General features: G+C 28.7%; 13 protein-coding genes. 10 read left to right on the top strand and 3 right to left on the bottom strand.

What is annotated here, in order from left to right; all coding sequences use genetic code 11:
- Positions 1 to 73: 73 nt before the first annotated feature.
- Positions 74 to 895, bottom strand: a complete 822-nt coding sequence (locus AACQ14_RS05475; RefSeq protein WP_339362571.1) for an AraC family transcriptional regulator — start codon at positions 893 to 895, stop codon at positions 74 to 76.
- 186 nt (positions 896 to 1081) lie between these two features.
- Between AACQ14_RS05475 and AACQ14_RS05470 the strand changes: the two genes are divergently transcribed.
- The 6 genes from AACQ14_RS05470 to AACQ14_RS05445 all read left to right on the top strand — a co-directional run bounded on the left by AACQ14_RS05470 (position 1082) and on the right by AACQ14_RS05445 (position 8791).
- Positions 1082 to 2104, top strand: coding sequence for a uroporphyrinogen decarboxylase family protein (locus AACQ14_RS05470; RefSeq protein WP_339362568.1), 1023 nt, complete (start codon positions 1082 to 1084; stop codon positions 2102 to 2104).
- A 131-nt stretch (positions 2105 to 2235) separates the two neighbouring features.
- Positions 2236 to 2667, top strand: coding sequence for a SoxR reducing system RseC family protein (locus tag AACQ14_RS05465; protein ID WP_339362567.1), 432 nt, complete (start codon positions 2236 to 2238; stop codon positions 2665 to 2667).
- Positions 2668 to 2748: 81 nt separating this feature from the next.
- Positions 2749 to 3639, top strand: coding sequence for an AraC family transcriptional regulator (locus AACQ14_RS05460; RefSeq protein ID WP_339362566.1), 891 nt, complete (start codon positions 2749 to 2751; stop codon positions 3637 to 3639).
- Between the two features lie 28 nt (positions 3640 to 3667).
- The gene (locus AACQ14_RS05455) at positions 3668 to 4618 is read left to right on the top strand and encodes an AEC family transporter (protein ID WP_339362565.1); all 951 of its coding nucleotides are present in this window, start codon (positions 3668 to 3670) and stop codon (positions 4616 to 4618) included.
- A 154-nt stretch (positions 4619 to 4772) separates the two neighbouring features.
- Positions 4773 to 5603 (top strand): nucleotidyltransferase domain-containing protein, encoded by an 831-nt coding sequence (locus AACQ14_RS05450; RefSeq protein WP_339362564.1) that lies wholly within the window; start codon positions 4773 to 4775, stop codon positions 5601 to 5603.
- A 71-nt stretch (positions 5604 to 5674) separates the two neighbouring features.
- Positions 5675 to 8791, top strand: a complete 3117-nt coding sequence (locus AACQ14_RS05445) for an alpha-mannosidase (protein WP_339362563.1) — start codon at positions 5675 to 5677, stop codon at positions 8789 to 8791.
- 53 nt (positions 8792 to 8844) lie between these two features.
- Here AACQ14_RS05445 and AACQ14_RS05440 read toward each other — a convergent pair whose 3' ends face one another.
- Both AACQ14_RS05440 and AACQ14_RS05435 read right to left on the bottom strand, forming a co-directional pair.
- Positions 8845 to 10407 carry a response regulator transcription factor gene (locus AACQ14_RS05440; protein WP_339362562.1) on the bottom strand — a complete coding sequence of 521 codons (1563 nt, stop codon included), beginning with the start codon at positions 10405 to 10407 and terminating at the stop codon, positions 8845 to 8847.
- A 1-nt stretch (position 10408) separates the two neighbouring features.
- Positions 10409 to 12211, bottom strand: coding sequence for a sensor histidine kinase (locus AACQ14_RS05435; RefSeq protein WP_339362561.1), 1803 nt, complete (start codon positions 12209 to 12211; stop codon positions 10409 to 10411).
- Between the two features lie 489 nt (positions 12212 to 12700).
- Between AACQ14_RS05435 and AACQ14_RS05430 the strand changes: the two genes are divergently transcribed.
- The 4 genes from AACQ14_RS05430 (at position 12701) to AACQ14_RS05415 (ending at position 16815) form a co-directional block, all read left to right on the top strand.
- Positions 12701 to 13621, top strand: a complete 921-nt coding sequence (locus AACQ14_RS05430) for an ABC transporter permease (RefSeq protein ID WP_339362570.1) — start codon at positions 12701 to 12703, stop codon at positions 13619 to 13621.
- Between the two features lie 14 nt (positions 13622 to 13635).
- Positions 13636 to 14550, top strand: a complete 915-nt coding sequence (locus AACQ14_RS05425; RefSeq protein WP_339362560.1) for a carbohydrate ABC transporter permease — start codon at positions 13636 to 13638, stop codon at positions 14548 to 14550.
- Positions 14551 to 14622: 72 nt separating this feature from the next.
- Complete coding sequence (locus AACQ14_RS05420; protein ID WP_339362559.1) at positions 14623 to 16119, top strand: ABC transporter substrate-binding protein; 1497 nt, start codon at positions 14623 to 14625, stop codon at positions 16117 to 16119.
- An 81-nt stretch (positions 16120 to 16200) separates the two neighbouring features.
- Positions 16201 to 16815 carry a YesL family protein gene (locus AACQ14_RS05415; RefSeq protein WP_339362558.1) on the top strand — a complete coding sequence of 205 codons (615 nt, stop codon included), beginning with the start codon at positions 16201 to 16203 and terminating at the stop codon, positions 16813 to 16815.
- The last annotated feature ends 15 nt before the right edge of the window (positions 16816 to 16830 follow it).

The raw sequence follows: 16830 nt of genomic DNA, 5'->3' as shown, positions 1-16830 counted from the left end.
ATATTTTTAAAGTGCTGTCTTACATTTATGGTAACATTATGGGTTACCATAGAATGTGACAGCACCTTTCTTTTTATATCTGCAATTTTCTATAAATGGATGGGGAAAAGTTAGTCTGTGCTTTGAATATTTCTGAAAAATAATTTTGACTAGAAAAACCTAGATGTATACTTATTTCTTTTATTGACATATTTGTGCAGGTTAATAATGATTTTGCCAGAACTATTTTTTTATTGATTATATATTGAAGGGGAGTCAAGTTAAAATATTTCTTGAATATCTCAATAAAATAATTGGTGCTAAAACCTGCCAGATCAGCTAATTCTTTTACTGTTATGTTCTTGCTGATATGTTTTTCAATATATTCGTTAATGGTATACATATCTTGAGATAGTTGATTTTTCTTTAAAGTTATCTGGTTTCCAGCTGTATATATATATTCATGTATAAGTTCATATAATTTGGAATTATAATAAAAAGAATTTCCTATATATTCGTTATGGTATGTTTTGAGCATTTCTTTAAAGATGTTAATAACTTTATGTACATCTTTACATTTGATCTTAGTGGGATATTCGACCATATCAAATAAAGAGTTTTCTCCAATTTGAGCAGTGAAGTGACACCAATACTTGATTGCCTTTTTACAGTTATGAATCTTAAAAGACTGTATTGTATTTCCTGGAAAATAATATAATTCACCTTTGTCTACAACAAAATCTATATCATCGTATTTTAACCATATACTTCCGTCTAATACTATTCCTATACTATCATACTCAAATAAATAATTATTACTAAACCATAAATGATTACATACAGTATAACCGCCATTGATAAAATTTGGTTTAACACTTCCGAATACTTGATTAAGTATCTTTGTATGGCTTATCATTTTATCCAAGTTATTCACCTCTTTTTTATTACCATAGAAAAAGTATAGATTGTTTAAAAATATAAGTCAATAGATATAATCAATCCAATCTGAATTTTGTTTAACATTACATTAGTTTTACCTATATGAAAGAGTATTTTTATAATCTATACTACTTATAATAGATATATTATTAGGAGGATTAAAATGACAGGGAAAGAGCGTATAAGGGCAACTTTTAATAGAGAGAAGACTGATAGAAATCCATTTTGGAAGGGTAATCCAACTATAGAAACTGAGAAAACGGTTTGTGAATATTTTGGAATACCTACAGGTGATCAAATCTTGTTGAGTGAGAAATTCAATGATGATTTTGTGTGGCTTCCAGCAGGGATGGCATGGAAACATCCTAGTGGAGAAGGAATGTTTGAAGCAGTTATAGGTCATAGAGAAACATTAAGTGAAGGCGGAAAATATGCTGATATCAAGTTGGAAGATGTAGATAAGATTCCTTGGCCGGATCCAAAATATCTTGATGTAGATGAATATATTAAGATTATTACAAGAGCTAATGAAAAAGGTTTAGCAGTATTTGGTGGTATGTGGTCACCGTTTTTTCATTTAGTATGTGACTTCTTTGGAATGGAAAATTATTTTATAAAAATGTATACAGAGCCAGAAGTAGTTGAAGCAGTAACAGATAGAATAGTTAATTTTTACTTGGAGGCAAATAAAAGAATATTTGAAGCATGTAAAGGTAAAGACATACTTTTTGGTTTCTTTTTCGGCAATGATTTTGGAAGTCAATTAGACTTATTGATAAGTCCGGATATGTTCAGGACATTTGTTCTTCCTTCTTTTAAGAAATTAGTTAGCCTAGGAAAAGAATATGATCTAAAGGTAATGCTTCATTCATGTGGTTCCATATATAAGGTAATACCAGATTTGATTAGTACAGGAATGGATGCTTTACACCCACTTCAAGCAAAAGCGAAAGGCATGTCAGCAGAAGAGTTAGCTAAGTATAAGGACGATATAATTTTTGTAGGTGGTGTAGATACTCAAGATTTATTACCTAATGCTTCGCCAGATGATATCATTAATGAAGTAAAAAGACTTAAGAAGATATTTGGGGATGGATTTGTTGTATCTCCAAGTCATGAGGCATTGCAAAGTGATGTACCATTAGAAAATATATTAGCATTAAAAGAAGTTTCAACTGAAATATAATATATGAAAAATAAATAATATATGCAATACAAAAAAATCCATAGACTTATAGTAAACATTTTGATACTATAAAGTAAATGGATTTTTATTTTTTGCTATATATATCAGATAATATTTAGAGAGGTGAAATTATGGCAGAAACAGGCATTGTTATAAAAGAAACAGGAAAATACGTAACAGTAAAGCTTGAAAGAAGAGAAGCATGTGCTAAGTGTAGAGCGTGTACAGCAGGTTTTGAGACAAAAGATATGATTATTGAAGCTGAAAATATATGTAATGCAAAAGAAGGAGACGAAGTAGAAATTTCCTTAGAACAAAGTAATTTTCTAAAAGCTGTATTAATCATGTATACTGTACCACTAATATTTTTATTTGTTGGTTTAGGAGTAGGTTACTTAATATCTTATGCATTTCATTTGCAGAATGTAGAGATAATAGCTGTTATATGTGGTTTTGCTCTCTTAGCAATTTCATATTTGATTATTAGATCAAATGAAGACAAATGGAGAGATAAGAAATTTAGACCAATAGCTAATAATATTGTTAGAAGCAAGGAAATATAATTAGCTTACCTGTATAATATATTGAAGTGGGAAAGTTGAGTTATTTACTTTATATTAATGTAGAAACTAGGAGGTTATATCATGAAATTCGATATTGCCAAAGCATCAAAAAAATTATCTCAATTAAACTTGAAGTTTTCTAAGGGTTCTTTTGACATTGAAATGTTTTGGTTTAGAGTTATGACTGTTGAAGGTCAATGGAATATTGCTAGGCATACTCATTCTGCTTATGAATTTCATTTTGTTGCAGATGGGATGTCAATAGTAAAAATGGACACATATGAATTTAAAATAGGTAAAGGTGAATTTTATATAACTAAACCTGGTGAGTACCATGAACAGACCAACGTTGATGGTAACAAATATGTAGAATACTGTATGAATTGTCATGTTTCATTAAATAATGAAAATAACATTGAAGATTTAATAATATACAAATTCCTTAATGATAATAAGTGTAAAGCCTATAATGACTATAACGGTATCATTAATTTATTTGAAAAAGTGCTATCTTGTGCATATTATGAGAAGATAGGTTACTATAATCAAATACAACTTTATATTCTCTTGATTATGATATCATCAGTTCAAGTGATAAGTAGGAATAAAGAGTATAATTATGAAGTTCCAGTAAAACATAAAAAAGATGATTATCGATTTACTCAAATAACCCAGTATATATTTGACAACATTGGTAATAAAGTCAGCGCTAAGGATATAGCTGATTATATGTATCTAAGTGAAAAACAGATAAATAGAATAATAAAAAAGAAAACAGATTTATCTACTAAACAATATATTAACAAAATAAAACTGAAAAAGGCTAAAGATTTACTTAAGAATACTGACTTACTTGTAAAAGAAATCTCAGAACAATTAGGTTTTTCCAGTGAGTATTATTTCAGCCAGTTTTTTAAAAGAGAAGAAGGGTATCCTCCTGGAATATTTAGGATTAATATAATAAATTTCTGATTGGATTTTAGTTGTAAGGAGAAATAAATTGGATAACATAATATTTACCATTAATGGTGTACTACCTATTTTTTTAGTGATATTGATAGGTTATATATTAAAAAGATTAAAATTGATAAATGATGAATTTGTAAAAAAAGCTACTAAAATTGTATTTAAAGTAAGTCTGCCATGTATGATATTTCAAAGTGTCAGCGGAGTCAATACAGAAGAATTATTCAGTTCCGAAATAGTTAATTTAATATTATTTTTATCAATTACCAATATAATTCTTTTTTTGCTTTCAATTCTATTAGCAGGAAAGATTGTACGTGATTTCAGAGCACGAGGACCTTTTGTACAAGGCATAGTAAGAACTAATTTTGTTATAATAGGATATTCATTAATATTGAATTTATTTGGAGAAGTAGCTTTGGCAAAAGCTGCTTTATTAACAGCTTTTTTAGTACCAATTTACAATATCATGGCTGTTATAGCTCTTACTATTTTTATGCCCAAAGAAGAATCTCAGAATAATGTCCAGATGACATTAATTAATCTAGCTAAAAATCCATTGATTATTTCTATATTTATTGGATTAATATTTGCTTCATTACGTTTACAAATACCCACATTTATACATAACACAATTGAATATACTGGACAATTAACATTACCTTTATCATTGATTTGTATAGGTGCATTCTTTTCTTGGGATAAGGTTAAAGATAACTTCAATTATGCTTTGATTGTTACTTTCCTAAAGATTATTGTAAATCCTATAATAATGCTTACAATAGCTTATTATTTAGGTTTTAGAGGTGACAGCTTAGGTATAATATTGATTGCTTTTGCTTCACCTACAGCAATTAGTAGTTTTGCAATGTCTGATGCTATGGATAATGATAGTCAATTGGCAGCGGCTATTATAATATTGACTACAGTTTGTTCTATAGTCAGTATAATAGTGGGTATCAATATACTTGTGGGATTGACTTAAGAATATCTTATGACCCAATTTCAAAATGTCCGAAAATATTAAATAATAGTCTAATATAAATATTTTATTGATAGCATTCTCCAAATATAATAAAGGCATATATAAGTGTCTTTCTTATATTGGAGAATATTTTTTTCACTAGGGGGGATGTATTTTGAATTATAGAAGTAGTGAACTTCTTGAAAAAGCGAAATACTATTGTAATGAGTTATCAAAACATCATATTCTAAGTAAGTATTGGTATGAATTAGCACTTGTTCTCAAAGGAAGTACTGCTAGAGGTAATTCTGATCAGTATTCTGATATAGACTTGGTGTTTTTCTGTGACAAGAATATATTAGATAGAATAGTGAAGGATTATTATGACGAAGGATTAATATCAAGAGAAGATGGAATCTTTTTACCATTGCCTGAATGGATTGGACATTACAATCTTGAGTCATATGATGATCTGATAGGATATTTTAAGGAGAAGAATTATCCACAGATATGGGAATACACTAATATAATTATACTCCATGATGAGTTAAATAGATTCAGTGGAATAGTAGAGGAATATAATAATTATGTATTTCAAGATATGATAACTGATATAAAGGAAAAATATTTAAGCTTACAATTAACTCTAGATTGGTTAAGGCATCCATTAAAAAGAGGTGATGAGTTATCTGTAATTCTTCATTGTTCAAAAATAATTAGGCTGATATGTCAACTAAGCTACTTGATAGATGAGAAAACTTATCCCCACGATAAATGGCTGTTTTACTATTTGAAGCAAACTGAATTTGGCAATAGAAATGAAAATAAAATCAAGGAATTAGGTAAGAATATTATAAATAACAGTATTCCATTACAGGTAGATAAAGAACTTGATGAATATAGTCAATATGTATTGGCTGAAAGCATAATAACTGATTTAAAGAATCAAATACAATTAAAATATGGAAACGAGCCTTGGTTGGATGAATGGTATTCCTTTGTATGATAATTGCTCTTTGATTTTGTAAATATTAATTAATTTAAAATATAAATTAACTATTATAAGGAGGTCACAATATGTTTTTTGAAATTGAAAGAATAGGTAAGTTGTTAGAAGAACTCAAGGAATTGAGATATGTGAAAAAACATACCCTTGAAAATATTCAGATGAAAGAAGGCTTCTATAAAGAAAGAAGTGAAGCAGATGAATCTACTAAGCCTTGGGAAACATTTAATAAAGATGACAGATGGGGCGGCAAAGATAAATATGCTTGGTTTAGAGGAGAATTTGAAGTAACAGAAGAATATGCAAACAAGAAATTAGTTTTTCAGGTACTTACAGGTAAAGAAGGTGAATGGGATGCTAATAACCCACAATTCATTATCTTTGTTAATGGTAAATTAGTACAGGGACTTGATATTAATCATACTGAAATAGTTTTAACTAATAAGGCTGTTGCAGGTGAAAAATTTGTTGTTGATCTTCAAGCATATAGTGGAACAATTGATAGCTTATCAGAATGTAGAAATGTTGTTAGTATATTTGATGATACTGTAGAAAAATTATACTATGATATATATGTACCTCTAGAAGTGATAAAATTACTTCCTAAGGAAAACAAAGATAGAATAGATACAATAAAGTTTTTAACTAATGCAGTTAACAAAATTGACTTAAGAAAACCATATAATAAAGAATTCTATACAAGTATAAATGAAGCATTGGATTATCTTGAAGACAAATATTATCATGAATTCTGTGGAGATAAGAGTGTAGTTGTAAAATGTGTTGGACATACACACATTGACGTAGCGTGGCTATGGGATCTAGATCAAACTAGACTAAAAGTTCAAAGAAGTTTTTCAACAGTTTTAGAACTTATGAATCATTATGATGATTATATATTCATGTCTAGTCAGCCACAATTATATAAATTCTTAAAAGAAGATAGACCTGATTTATATGAACAAATTAAAGAGCGTATTAAAGAAGGACGTTGGGAACCTGAAGGTGCTATGTGGGTTGAAGCTGACTGTAACCTAAGCTCAGGTGAATCTCTAGTTCGTCAAGTTGTTTATGGTAAGCAGTTCTTTAGAAATGAATTTGGTGTGGAGAATAAAATTCTATGGTTGCCAGATGTGTTCGGTTATAGTGCAGCTTTACCACAGATATTGAAAAAATCTTCTGTAGACTATTTTATGACAACAAAGATTAGCTGGAATGAATACAATAAATTACCTTATGATACTTTTGAATGGGAAGGTCTTGACGGTACTAAGATATTGACACATTTCATTACTACAGCTAATTTTGATGATCTTCCAGAAAGATTCTTTACAACTTATAATGGTTATATTGATCCAAAATCTGTTAAAGGAGCTTGGGAAAGATATCAACAAAAAGATTTAAGCGATGAAGTATTAATAAGCTATGGTTTCGGCGATGGTGGTGGTGGACCAACTAAAGATATGTTAGAGATATCAAAGCGTCTTGAAAAAGGTGTAAAAGGTTGTCCTGCTGTCAAGTTAACTACAGCAACAGATTTCTTTGAGACACTAGATGAAAATGTTTCAGACAATAACAAATTACCTCGCTGGGTAGGAGAATTATATTTTGAATACCATAGAGGAACATTGACTAGTATGGCAAGAAATAAACGTTACAATAGAAAATCTGAATTTTTATATGAAGGTATTGAGTGGTTATCATCTATGGCTAATTTGGTTGATGGAGTACCTTATCCAAAAGAAGATATATATAATGGTTGGGAAACTATATGCCTTAATCAATTCCATGATATTATACCAGGTTCATCAATCAAAAAAGTATATGATGATTCAAAAGAACAATATGAAGAGATAATAGCTAAGGGTAATGAAATAAAAGATATTTCTATAGATGCTATCACTAAAAATATTGATATTGATGAAGAATCAGTTGTAGTATTTAATCCATTATCATTTGATAGAGCAGAAATAATCGATTTTGAATACCCAGAAGAGATATGTGTATATGATGGCGATGAAAAACTTTTAACTGCTTATAATAATGGTACTATTTCTTTCTATGCAAATGTACCAGCTAAAGGTTATAAAACATTCAGTATTAGAAAAGAAGCAAATGAATCTTCTAATGAATTGATAGCTGATAAAGCTCATTTAGAAAATGAGTTCTATGATATTAGATTAGATGACAAGGGACATATTATTTCACTATTGGATAAGAGAGTTAACAGACAGGTATTAAAGGAAGGTGAAAGAGGTAATGTTCTTCAAGCATTTGAAGATAAACCTCATAACTGGGATGCATGGGATATTAATATCTATTATCAAGAAAAAATGTGGGAAATAGATGATGTAGAGAGTATAGAAGTGGTAGAGAAAACTTCACTAAAAGCAACTTTAGAGATTAAAAAGAATTTCTTGGATTCAACTATAACTCAATTAATGACTATATATCATAACGTTCCAAGAATTGATTTTGATACTACTATCGATTGGAAAGAAAAACATATACTTGTAAAAGCAGCATTCCCTGTAGATATCCATACAGATAAAGCTACTTATGATATTCAGTTTGGTAATGTTGAAAGACCTACACATTGGAATACAAGCTGGGATACTGCAAAATTTGAGGTGTGTGGTCATAAGTGGGCTGACTTGTCAGAAGATAATTATGGTATAAGTTTATTGAATGATTGTAAGTATGGTCATGATATAAAAGATGGTAATATTAGATTGACATTATTAAAATCAGCAACTGTACCTAATGAAGATGCTGATAGAGAAGTTCATAACTTCAAGTATTCATTATATCCTCACGTTGGTGATTGGAAAGATGGAGGCACTGTTAAGAAAGCATATGAAGTCAACGTACCAGTACACACTAGTATAGTTGGTTCAAATCAGGGAACAATGCCTAAGGAACTATCTTTTGTAAATATTGATAGTGAAAATGTTATAGCTGAAGTAGTTAAGCAAGGAGAATATAGTGATGATATTATAATTCGTGTACATGAATGCTATAATAGAAGAACTAATGCTAAGCTTACATTCTTTAAAGAACTGAAAGAAGTTGTAGAGTGTGATTTAGAAGAAAGAAAAGTATTAAACAATATAGAAACCGCAAATGGAGAATTCCAGTTTGAAATTAAACCATATGAAATTAAAACATTCAAATTAATATTGAAATAGTTGATTCAAAAAAAGGAGCTGTTTTTAAAACAGTTCCCTTTTTTTGATGATAGTTATTTTAATGATTTGTAATCGGTAGGAGAGACACCAGTATATTTCTTGAATATTCTATAAAAATAATTAGGATCCATATAACCAACTTTTTTAGCAATCTGAGCTGTTTTTAGATTACTTTCCAGCAGATATTCCTTAGCTCTGTCGATTCTATAATTATTCAAGTAATTAGGAAATGACACACCAGTTTCTTTTTTGAATAACTGTCCCAAGTAAGTTGTATTAATATTGAACTGGAAACTTAGAGTTTTTAAAGAAAGCTCTTTGCTGTAATTTTTATGAATATATTTTAATACCTGATATACTACTGGACTAGTTGAGGTTTCTTTCTCATTTAGTTTATCTATTATATAGGTGAATAAATCTTTTAAAGTTTCTTTAAGTATTTTTAAGTCATGTATGTTGTGTATAGTAGATAGTAAGTTTGATTGATGATTTATAATTTCATTTTGAAATAGAACAAATTGACTGCTCATAGATTTATATAATGTTAATAAGATTTTTACAACAATCATTTTCAGATGTTCTGGAGTTATTCCAGGTATATTGATAATTTCATCAAATAGTTTGTCTATATAGTTAAATAATTCTTCTTTGTTCTTAGATACCAATGAAGATGCTATAAAATTATGGTCTATAGATATTAGATTTTCTACTTTTATTTTACTATCATCTAGTAAGTCATTACATATAACCTTTTTATTTGGGTATATCAGAAAGTACTCGAAAAGTTTTCTTGCTGTTTTATAACTTTTAGAAAGCTCTTTATAAGATATAACTGTTGGTCCTAGAGTTATATGTACTTTTACATTAAGAGAAGTTATATTATCATATATTTTATCTAGTATATTGAGGATATAAGAATCTCTATCATCATATTGTTCATGGGTGAATATCAAAACAAAATTACCATACATATCTTCAAAGGACATTATTTTACCATCGGATTTTATATAATTATAACAAATGTTATAAATCTTGGATACTTGAGAGTTTACACTGCTGTCTAATGTAATATTAATTATTGCCACACTATAGCAGGAACTATCTGTAATGATTTGCAGCATATCTGATCTATTTTGAAGTTCTTCTGAAGTGATAGAATCATTTACCCATCTAGATAAGATATTACCTCTTAATATATGCCATTCACTATTATCAGGTGTAAAAATAACCTTAGATGTTGCCAGATCAAGACTTTTAACTGTCTCTTCCAGAGTAGCAGTCAACTCTTCGGTATTAACCGGCTTTGTTAGATAGTTTTCTATTCCTAGCTTGATACCTTCCTTAACGTATTCAAAGTCATTGTATCCACTTAGTATTAAACATTTACAATTAGGATTAAGGATTTTTGCTTCTGATATAAGTTCTAGACCTTGCATTTTAGGCATTTTTATGTCAGTTATCAGAATATCAACATGAGTAAATTTCATGAAATCAAGAGCATCTCTTCCATTATAAGCTTTACCAACAACTATTAAATTTAACTTAGCCCAATCTATTAATACTTCAAGTCCGTCAACAATGAAAGGTTCATCATCAACTAATAAAACATTATACATTTTATAAATCTCCCTTCTTCTTTGCAGGTATATGAATTGTCACCTTAGTTCCAACATTTTTTTGTGAGGATATTTTTAGTCCATAAGAATCACCATATACTATCCGTAATCTTTCATGAACATTATATATTCCTATACTAGTAGGTTTTACTTTATTCTCAAGAGCTAACTTAATATTATTTAAAGTACTTTCTTCTATCCCACATCCATTATCTTCTATTTCAATATAGATATCATTATCTTCAAAATAACTATTAATGGTAATACTATTATTTGATGCGTCTAAATTTATTCCATGAACAATATAATTCTCTACTATAGGTTGCAATGATAGTTTAACTATGCTGTAAGATAACATGGATTCATTAACATTAAGGTTTACAGTTAATTTATTGTTATATCTGATTTGAAATAATTTTAAATATAATTGGCTGTGTTCAAGTTCTTTTTCAATAGTAGTTATAGTTTCGGTTTTTAATGAATTTCTGAAAAATGTAGCTAAGATATATATCATTTCGCATACATCTTTTGCACCGCTGACGGCGGCCCTCATTCTAATAGATTCTAATGTATTATATAAAAAGTGAGGATTTATTTGGGCTTGCAGAGATTTTAATTCAGCACTTTTCTGTTTAACCTGATAAACGTATACTTTTTCAATATAATCATTTAGATCGTCGCACATACTATTAAAATTATTGGAAATAGCTGTTAATTCATCTTTTTTATTTCTTGTCTTGATACGTACGGATAAATCACCATTACGTACTTTTTTTATTGCTGATGTTATGTTATGCAAACGATTGGAATATGATGCAGTAAATAAAATAGATAAACCGATAATAGCTACTATACATACTATTGTAACCAATAAAATTAACAAAATAGTAGGTCTTACATAATTTTGAATGATTCTTTTTGGTATGACACCTAGAATAACTATATCCGCATCTGTATTCTGAATTGATTTTACATAGGTAGAATCAACTAAACGATAATTATGGTTCGAATATTTAATTATATTTGGATCAATGTTTTGGTTATACTCATTAGTTGAATCAAATACTACATTATTATTGCTAGTGAGTATTTTGACATGTCCAGGATTGATGCTGTTTGAGTTATTGAATATACTATTATGAATATTCTTGCTGTTATAATTAATTATTATTTTTCCTACAGGTCTTAATGAAATAGGATTCTGAATCGTTAATATATAGCTGAAAGTACTAGCCTCAGCACTATCAGTAGAATAGTTTGTCTTAAATATTGCTTTTTCTGTCAGGGGGTACATACTTAATTCTTCCTTATAACTCTTGAATAGTTCTGTATCACTATTATAATATTTTGATTCCGTATTATCATTAAATGTATATAGGAATTCGCTTTTTATACTATATAGCATTATGCTGTCAATATCCCGGTCTTGTAATAATGAAATTTCCAGATAAGCATTCAGTCTGGCGAAATGAGATATATTATTTTTGAAGTAACTATTCAAAGAATAAGTATAAAAATCAGGATAACCAATTTCTAAAAATGCTAAAACAGAGTCAGCATAAGATTTATTCACATAAAGATTGTTTAATATATTCTGAGAAGTATTATATTTTGATGTTAGAGTATAATAGGTTTCATCTATCAATCTTGAATTAGCATTCTTAATTTCTTTTGTTTTATTATCATTAATTATATATATAGATAAACAAGATAAACATGTAAGAAAAATTATTGCTATAAGTGAGTAAAAAGTTATGATTTTTTTGAAAAGCTGGTTTTTAATACTTGATATCCATCTTATCAATTTTGAAACACATCCAATCTTAAATAAATATTTCTAGTTGAGTATGTTTATATTATAATATGAAATTACTTTTTAGTCCATCAATAATGTAAGATATAACTAATTAAGAAAAAAGTATATAAAAAAAATCTAGTAAATATAAATAATTTATAGTTGTTTTGTGATAGTTGCAGTAAAAAAATAGTAGTGAAAACTAATATTTGTGTAATATCTATAACATCTGCAAATCAAAGAGTATTATGCATATAAACAGTGATTAATATTGATGAACGGATAACTTTTTGCTATAAAACCAAATAATTTTATATGTGGATATAGTAAAATATATAATAATAACTAAGAAAGTGATATTTTTATAGTAAAACTAAACAATTTAAACTAGAGAATATTAAAGATAGCTTATATAATATACATACGTTAGCGATAAATAAAGACAGGTAGGTGATAAAGGTAGTGAAAGCTTTAACTAACAACAAGACTACTTTTAGAATGACGAGCAACATCAAAAGAAATTTTGCTTTATTATTAATGATTTTACCAGGGGCAATATGGTTGATTGTATTTAAATATTTGCCGATGTTTGGAGTTGTTATTGCATTTAAAGATTTTAGATATTTTCCTGGTGGTTTCATTAACAGTTTATTAAAAAGTGATTGGGTCGGCTTTGATAATTTTAAGTTTCTATTCAGTTCCAGTGATGCATTTATAATAGTTAGAAATACTATATGTTATAATGCTGTATTTATACTTACGGGGACGATTCTTTCTGTAGCATTTGCAATCATGCTTAATGAAATGACTAGAAAAAAATTAAGTAAAATATATCAGACAAGCATGTTTTTTCCATATTTCTTATCTTGGGTAATTGTTTCATATTTTGTATATACCTTTTTAAGTTTGGATAAAGGAATAGTTAATAATATCTTGGTGTCTTTAGGTATGGACAAGATATCTTGGTATTCTGAGCCTGGAAAATGGCCTTTACTATTAGTATTTATTAATAACTGGAAAAATCTTGGGTATAGTATAGTCTTTTATTTAGCTGCAATTTGTGGTATAGATAAGGCATATTATGAATCTGCAATGTTGGATGGAGCTACAAAATGGCAGCAGATCAAACATATTACTTTACCACATTTAAAACCAATGATCATTACACTGACAATATTAGCTATTGGAAGAATCTTTAGTGCTGATTTCGGTCTTTTCTATAATGTACCAAAAGAATCAGGACCTTTATTCCCTGTAACTAATGTAATTGATACCTATGTATATAGAGGTTTGATAAAGTCTGGTGATGTAGGTATGAGTACGGCAGCAGGTCTATTTCAATCATTTGTAGGATTCATATTGATTATGGTTACAAATGGTATTGTTAGAAAAGTAGATAAAGAAAACGCAATATTCTAGTGGAGGTGAAGAAAATGGCTAAAAATAAAAGAAAAAGAAGTTTCCATGATATTTCTAGAAAATCAGATATAATTATAACAATATTTTTTGGTTTGTTTTCACTAATGTGTATTGTGCCATTCATAACAGTTATAATGTCATCTATGACAGATGAAGCAGTTCTAAGAGTTAATGGATATTCTTTATTTCCAGCAAAATTTGATTTTGCTGCTTATGAATATATATTTAAGACAGGTACACAAATTATAAAATCTTTTGGTGTATCAGTATTTATAACAGTAGTTGGTACTATTATTAGTGTTACAGTTACAGCGTTCTATGCTTATGCATTATCTAGGAAGTGTTTTAGATATAAGAATTTCTTCAATTACATGGCATTCTTTACTATGCTTTTCAGTGGTGGACTTGTTCCAACTTATCTAGTTGTAACAAGGGTAGTTAAACTTCAAAATACTATATGGGCCCTTGTCTTACCATTAACGCTAAATGCTTTTTATGTTATAGTTATGAGAACATTCTTTAGAACTAGTGTACCAGATTCCATAATTGAAGCATCACAAATTGATGGTGCAGGTGAATTTAGAACATTCTTTAAGATAATACTACCTATATCATTACCTTCTGTTGCAACGATTGCTTTATTTACAACTTTAGGATATTGGAATGATTGGTTTAATGCATTATTATATATTGATTCTGCTAAAGTAACTCCTATTCAATACTTATTGATGAAGATTGAAAAACAAATGCAGTTCCTTATTCAAAACGCTAATGAAATGGGTATGAGTAAACAAGAAATCAACAAGCTACCTTCTGAAACATTGAGAATGGCAATTGTTGTTATATCAACAATTCCAATAGCTTGTGCATATCCTTTCTTCCAAAAGTATTTTATACAAGGACTTACGGTAGGTTCAGTAAAAGGTTAATATAAGTGTATTATTTGCTATTATCAGCAATTTAATATAGAATTAAATTTCAATTCAAAGGGAGGAAATATAATGTTTAAAAAAAGTTTAATTTTAGTTTTAGCATTAATGCTTGCTTTATCAACAATGTTAGTAGGGTGTGGAGAAAAGAAAGATGATAAAGATCAGGCAGATACTACTAATTCAGGTTCAGACAAAGAGAAAGAAAAGCCAGTCAATCTGACTTGGTATACAATTGGAACACCTCAAAAGGATGAAACTCTTGTTGAAGAAGAATTAAATAAATATTTACTTGAAAAAATTAATGCTACAGTTGACATCAAGATGTTTGACTGGGCTGAATACAATCAAAAAATGCAAGTTAAGATTGCTTCAGGAGAAAACTTTGACATAATGTTTTCATGTTCTTGGGCTAATGACTTTGCTTCAAATGTATCTAAGGGTGCATTACTTCCACTTGATGATTTAATCAACGAGTATGGAACAGGTATTAGAGATAATCTACATCCATTATTCTTAGAAGGTGCAACTATTGATGGTAAAATCTATGGATTGCCTACTAATAAAGAATTAGGATGGCAGGCAATGTGGATTATCAATAAAGATCTAGCTGATAAATATGATATAGATACTAGTAAAATTACTACTTTAGAAAGTTTAGAGCCATATTTACAAATCATTAAAGATAATGAACCAGATGTAATACCATTAACACTTGACAAGCAAAGTGCTCCATATATTCCTAATATAGATGATTTCTTAGGAGCTAACTTACCATTTGGTATAAAATTTGATGATGATTCAAAGATTGTTAACACATATGAAACTGAAGAAGCAATGGAAATATTCAAGACAATTCACAGATATTATGAAAAAGGATTCATTCATCCAGATGCAGCAATTAATACAGTTGGAGATTATAATAAATCAGGAAACTATTTTATTGCAAAAGCACATTATCAACCATATGCAGAATTGATATGGCATGATGGAGATTTCAGTATGTCAGAGATAGCAATTATGCCTGTACATGAGCCTTATGCAAATAATAGTTCAACTCGTGGTGCTATGCAAGGTATTTCAGTAACATCTGAATATCCAGAAAAAGCAATGGAATTCTTGAATCTATTATATACTGATGAGTATGTAGTTAATTTAATTGATTATGGTATTGAAGGAACTCATTATAATAAAGTTGATGATAAACATATCAGTAAGACTGAGCAAGGTAAAAAATCATATGCATTCCCAGGATTTTCTATCGGTAACTTATTCAACACATATTCATTAGAAGGTACTCCAGATGATAAATGGGAAAAATTCGAAGAATTTAACAACTCATGTATCAATGCTCCATCATTAGGATTCACTCCTGATTTATCATCAGTTAAGACTACAATGTCAGCTGTTACTAATGTAGCAGAAGAAGTAAATTCATCTATTTATTTAGGAGTAGTTGATCCTACTGAATATGTTCCAAAAGCTATAGAAAAATTAAAAGCAGCAGGAATAGATAAAGTAATTGAAGAACTTCAAAAACAATATGATGAGTGGCGTGCAAATAAGTAAGAATTGATATAAATTCAATACTAAAAGGGGCTGAAAGCCCCTTTTATACTAATAATATACTTTGAAAAGAGGTGCTTGGAATTGGGAAAATTATTTTCTATAGATAGTTTGCTTTATAGAATAGGAACAACCATTATTGATTTATTTTATATGAATTTGCTATGGATAGTGTTCACCATATTAGGATTAGGCATTACAGGTGGAGCATCCACGACAGCTCTATTCTATGTTATGTTGAGAAGAGCTGAAGATAAGGGTAATTGTAATTTTAAAGAGTTCTTTTATGGTTTTAAGAAAAACTTCAAGAAATCTACTATAGTCTGGATTGCTCTTATATCAATATTTTCGATAATATATGTTAATATCAATAATATCACCTTTTTTCAAAGTATAATTGGAAATACATATATGACAATGTTTCTTTTTGCAGTCCAATTGTTGGTGCTAATTGAAATATTGATTATAAGCATATATATATTTTCTTTATTGGCAATGTATGATAAACCAGTTAACCTTTTATTTAAGGTAGCATTTGTTTTAGGTAATAAGTATTTATTTACAACATTTACTTGCTTAGCACTCATGATAATTGTTCTTATTGGTTTATTTCATGTACCGATTATACTTTGTGCAGGTATAAGCGGTCTGATTATGCTTACATCTTTGATTATAAAAGATAAAATTATATTAGAATAAAGGAGATAGACATCA

This window comes from Vallitalea maricola (assembly GCF_036985595.1).
In the GTDB taxonomy this organism is placed as follows: domain Bacteria; phylum Bacillota; class Clostridia; order Lachnospirales; family Vallitaleaceae; genus Vallitalea; species Vallitalea maricola.
Note: the sequence above shows the minus strand (reverse complement) of the source record. Positions and strands in the feature narration are given on the sequence as shown.

What these genes read in the sequence shown, in the direction of transcription:
- AACQ14_RS05475 (WP_339362571.1), bottom strand. Translation starts at nt 895, where the DNA reads ATGATAAGCCATACAAAGATACTTAATCAAGTATTCGGAAGTGTTAAA.
- AACQ14_RS05470 (WP_339362568.1), top strand. Translation starts at nt 1,082, where the DNA reads ATGACAGGGAAAGAGCGTATAAGGGCAACTTTTAATAGAGAGAAGACT.
- AACQ14_RS05465 (WP_339362567.1), top strand. Translation starts at nt 2,236, where the DNA reads ATGGCAGAAACAGGCATTGTTATAAAAGAAACAGGAAAATACGTAACA.
- AACQ14_RS05460 (WP_339362566.1), top strand. Translation starts at nt 2,749, where the DNA reads ATGAAATTCGATATTGCCAAAGCATCAAAAAAATTATCTCAATTAAAC.
- AACQ14_RS05445 (WP_339362563.1), top strand. Translation starts at nt 5,675, where the DNA reads ATGTTTTTTGAAATTGAAAGAATAGGTAAGTTGTTAGAAGAACTCAAG.
- AACQ14_RS05440 (WP_339362562.1), bottom strand. Translation starts at nt 10,407, where the DNA reads ATGTATAATGTTTTATTAGTTGATGATGAACCTTTCATTGTTGACGGA.
- AACQ14_RS05430 (WP_339362570.1), top strand. Translation starts at nt 12,701, where the DNA reads ATGACGAGCAACATCAAAAGAAATTTTGCTTTATTATTAATGATTTTA.
- AACQ14_RS05425 (WP_339362560.1), top strand. Translation starts at nt 13,636, where the DNA reads ATGGCTAAAAATAAAAGAAAAAGAAGTTTCCATGATATTTCTAGAAAA.
- AACQ14_RS05420 (WP_339362559.1), top strand. Translation starts at nt 14,623, where the DNA reads ATGTTTAAAAAAAGTTTAATTTTAGTTTTAGCATTAATGCTTGCTTTA.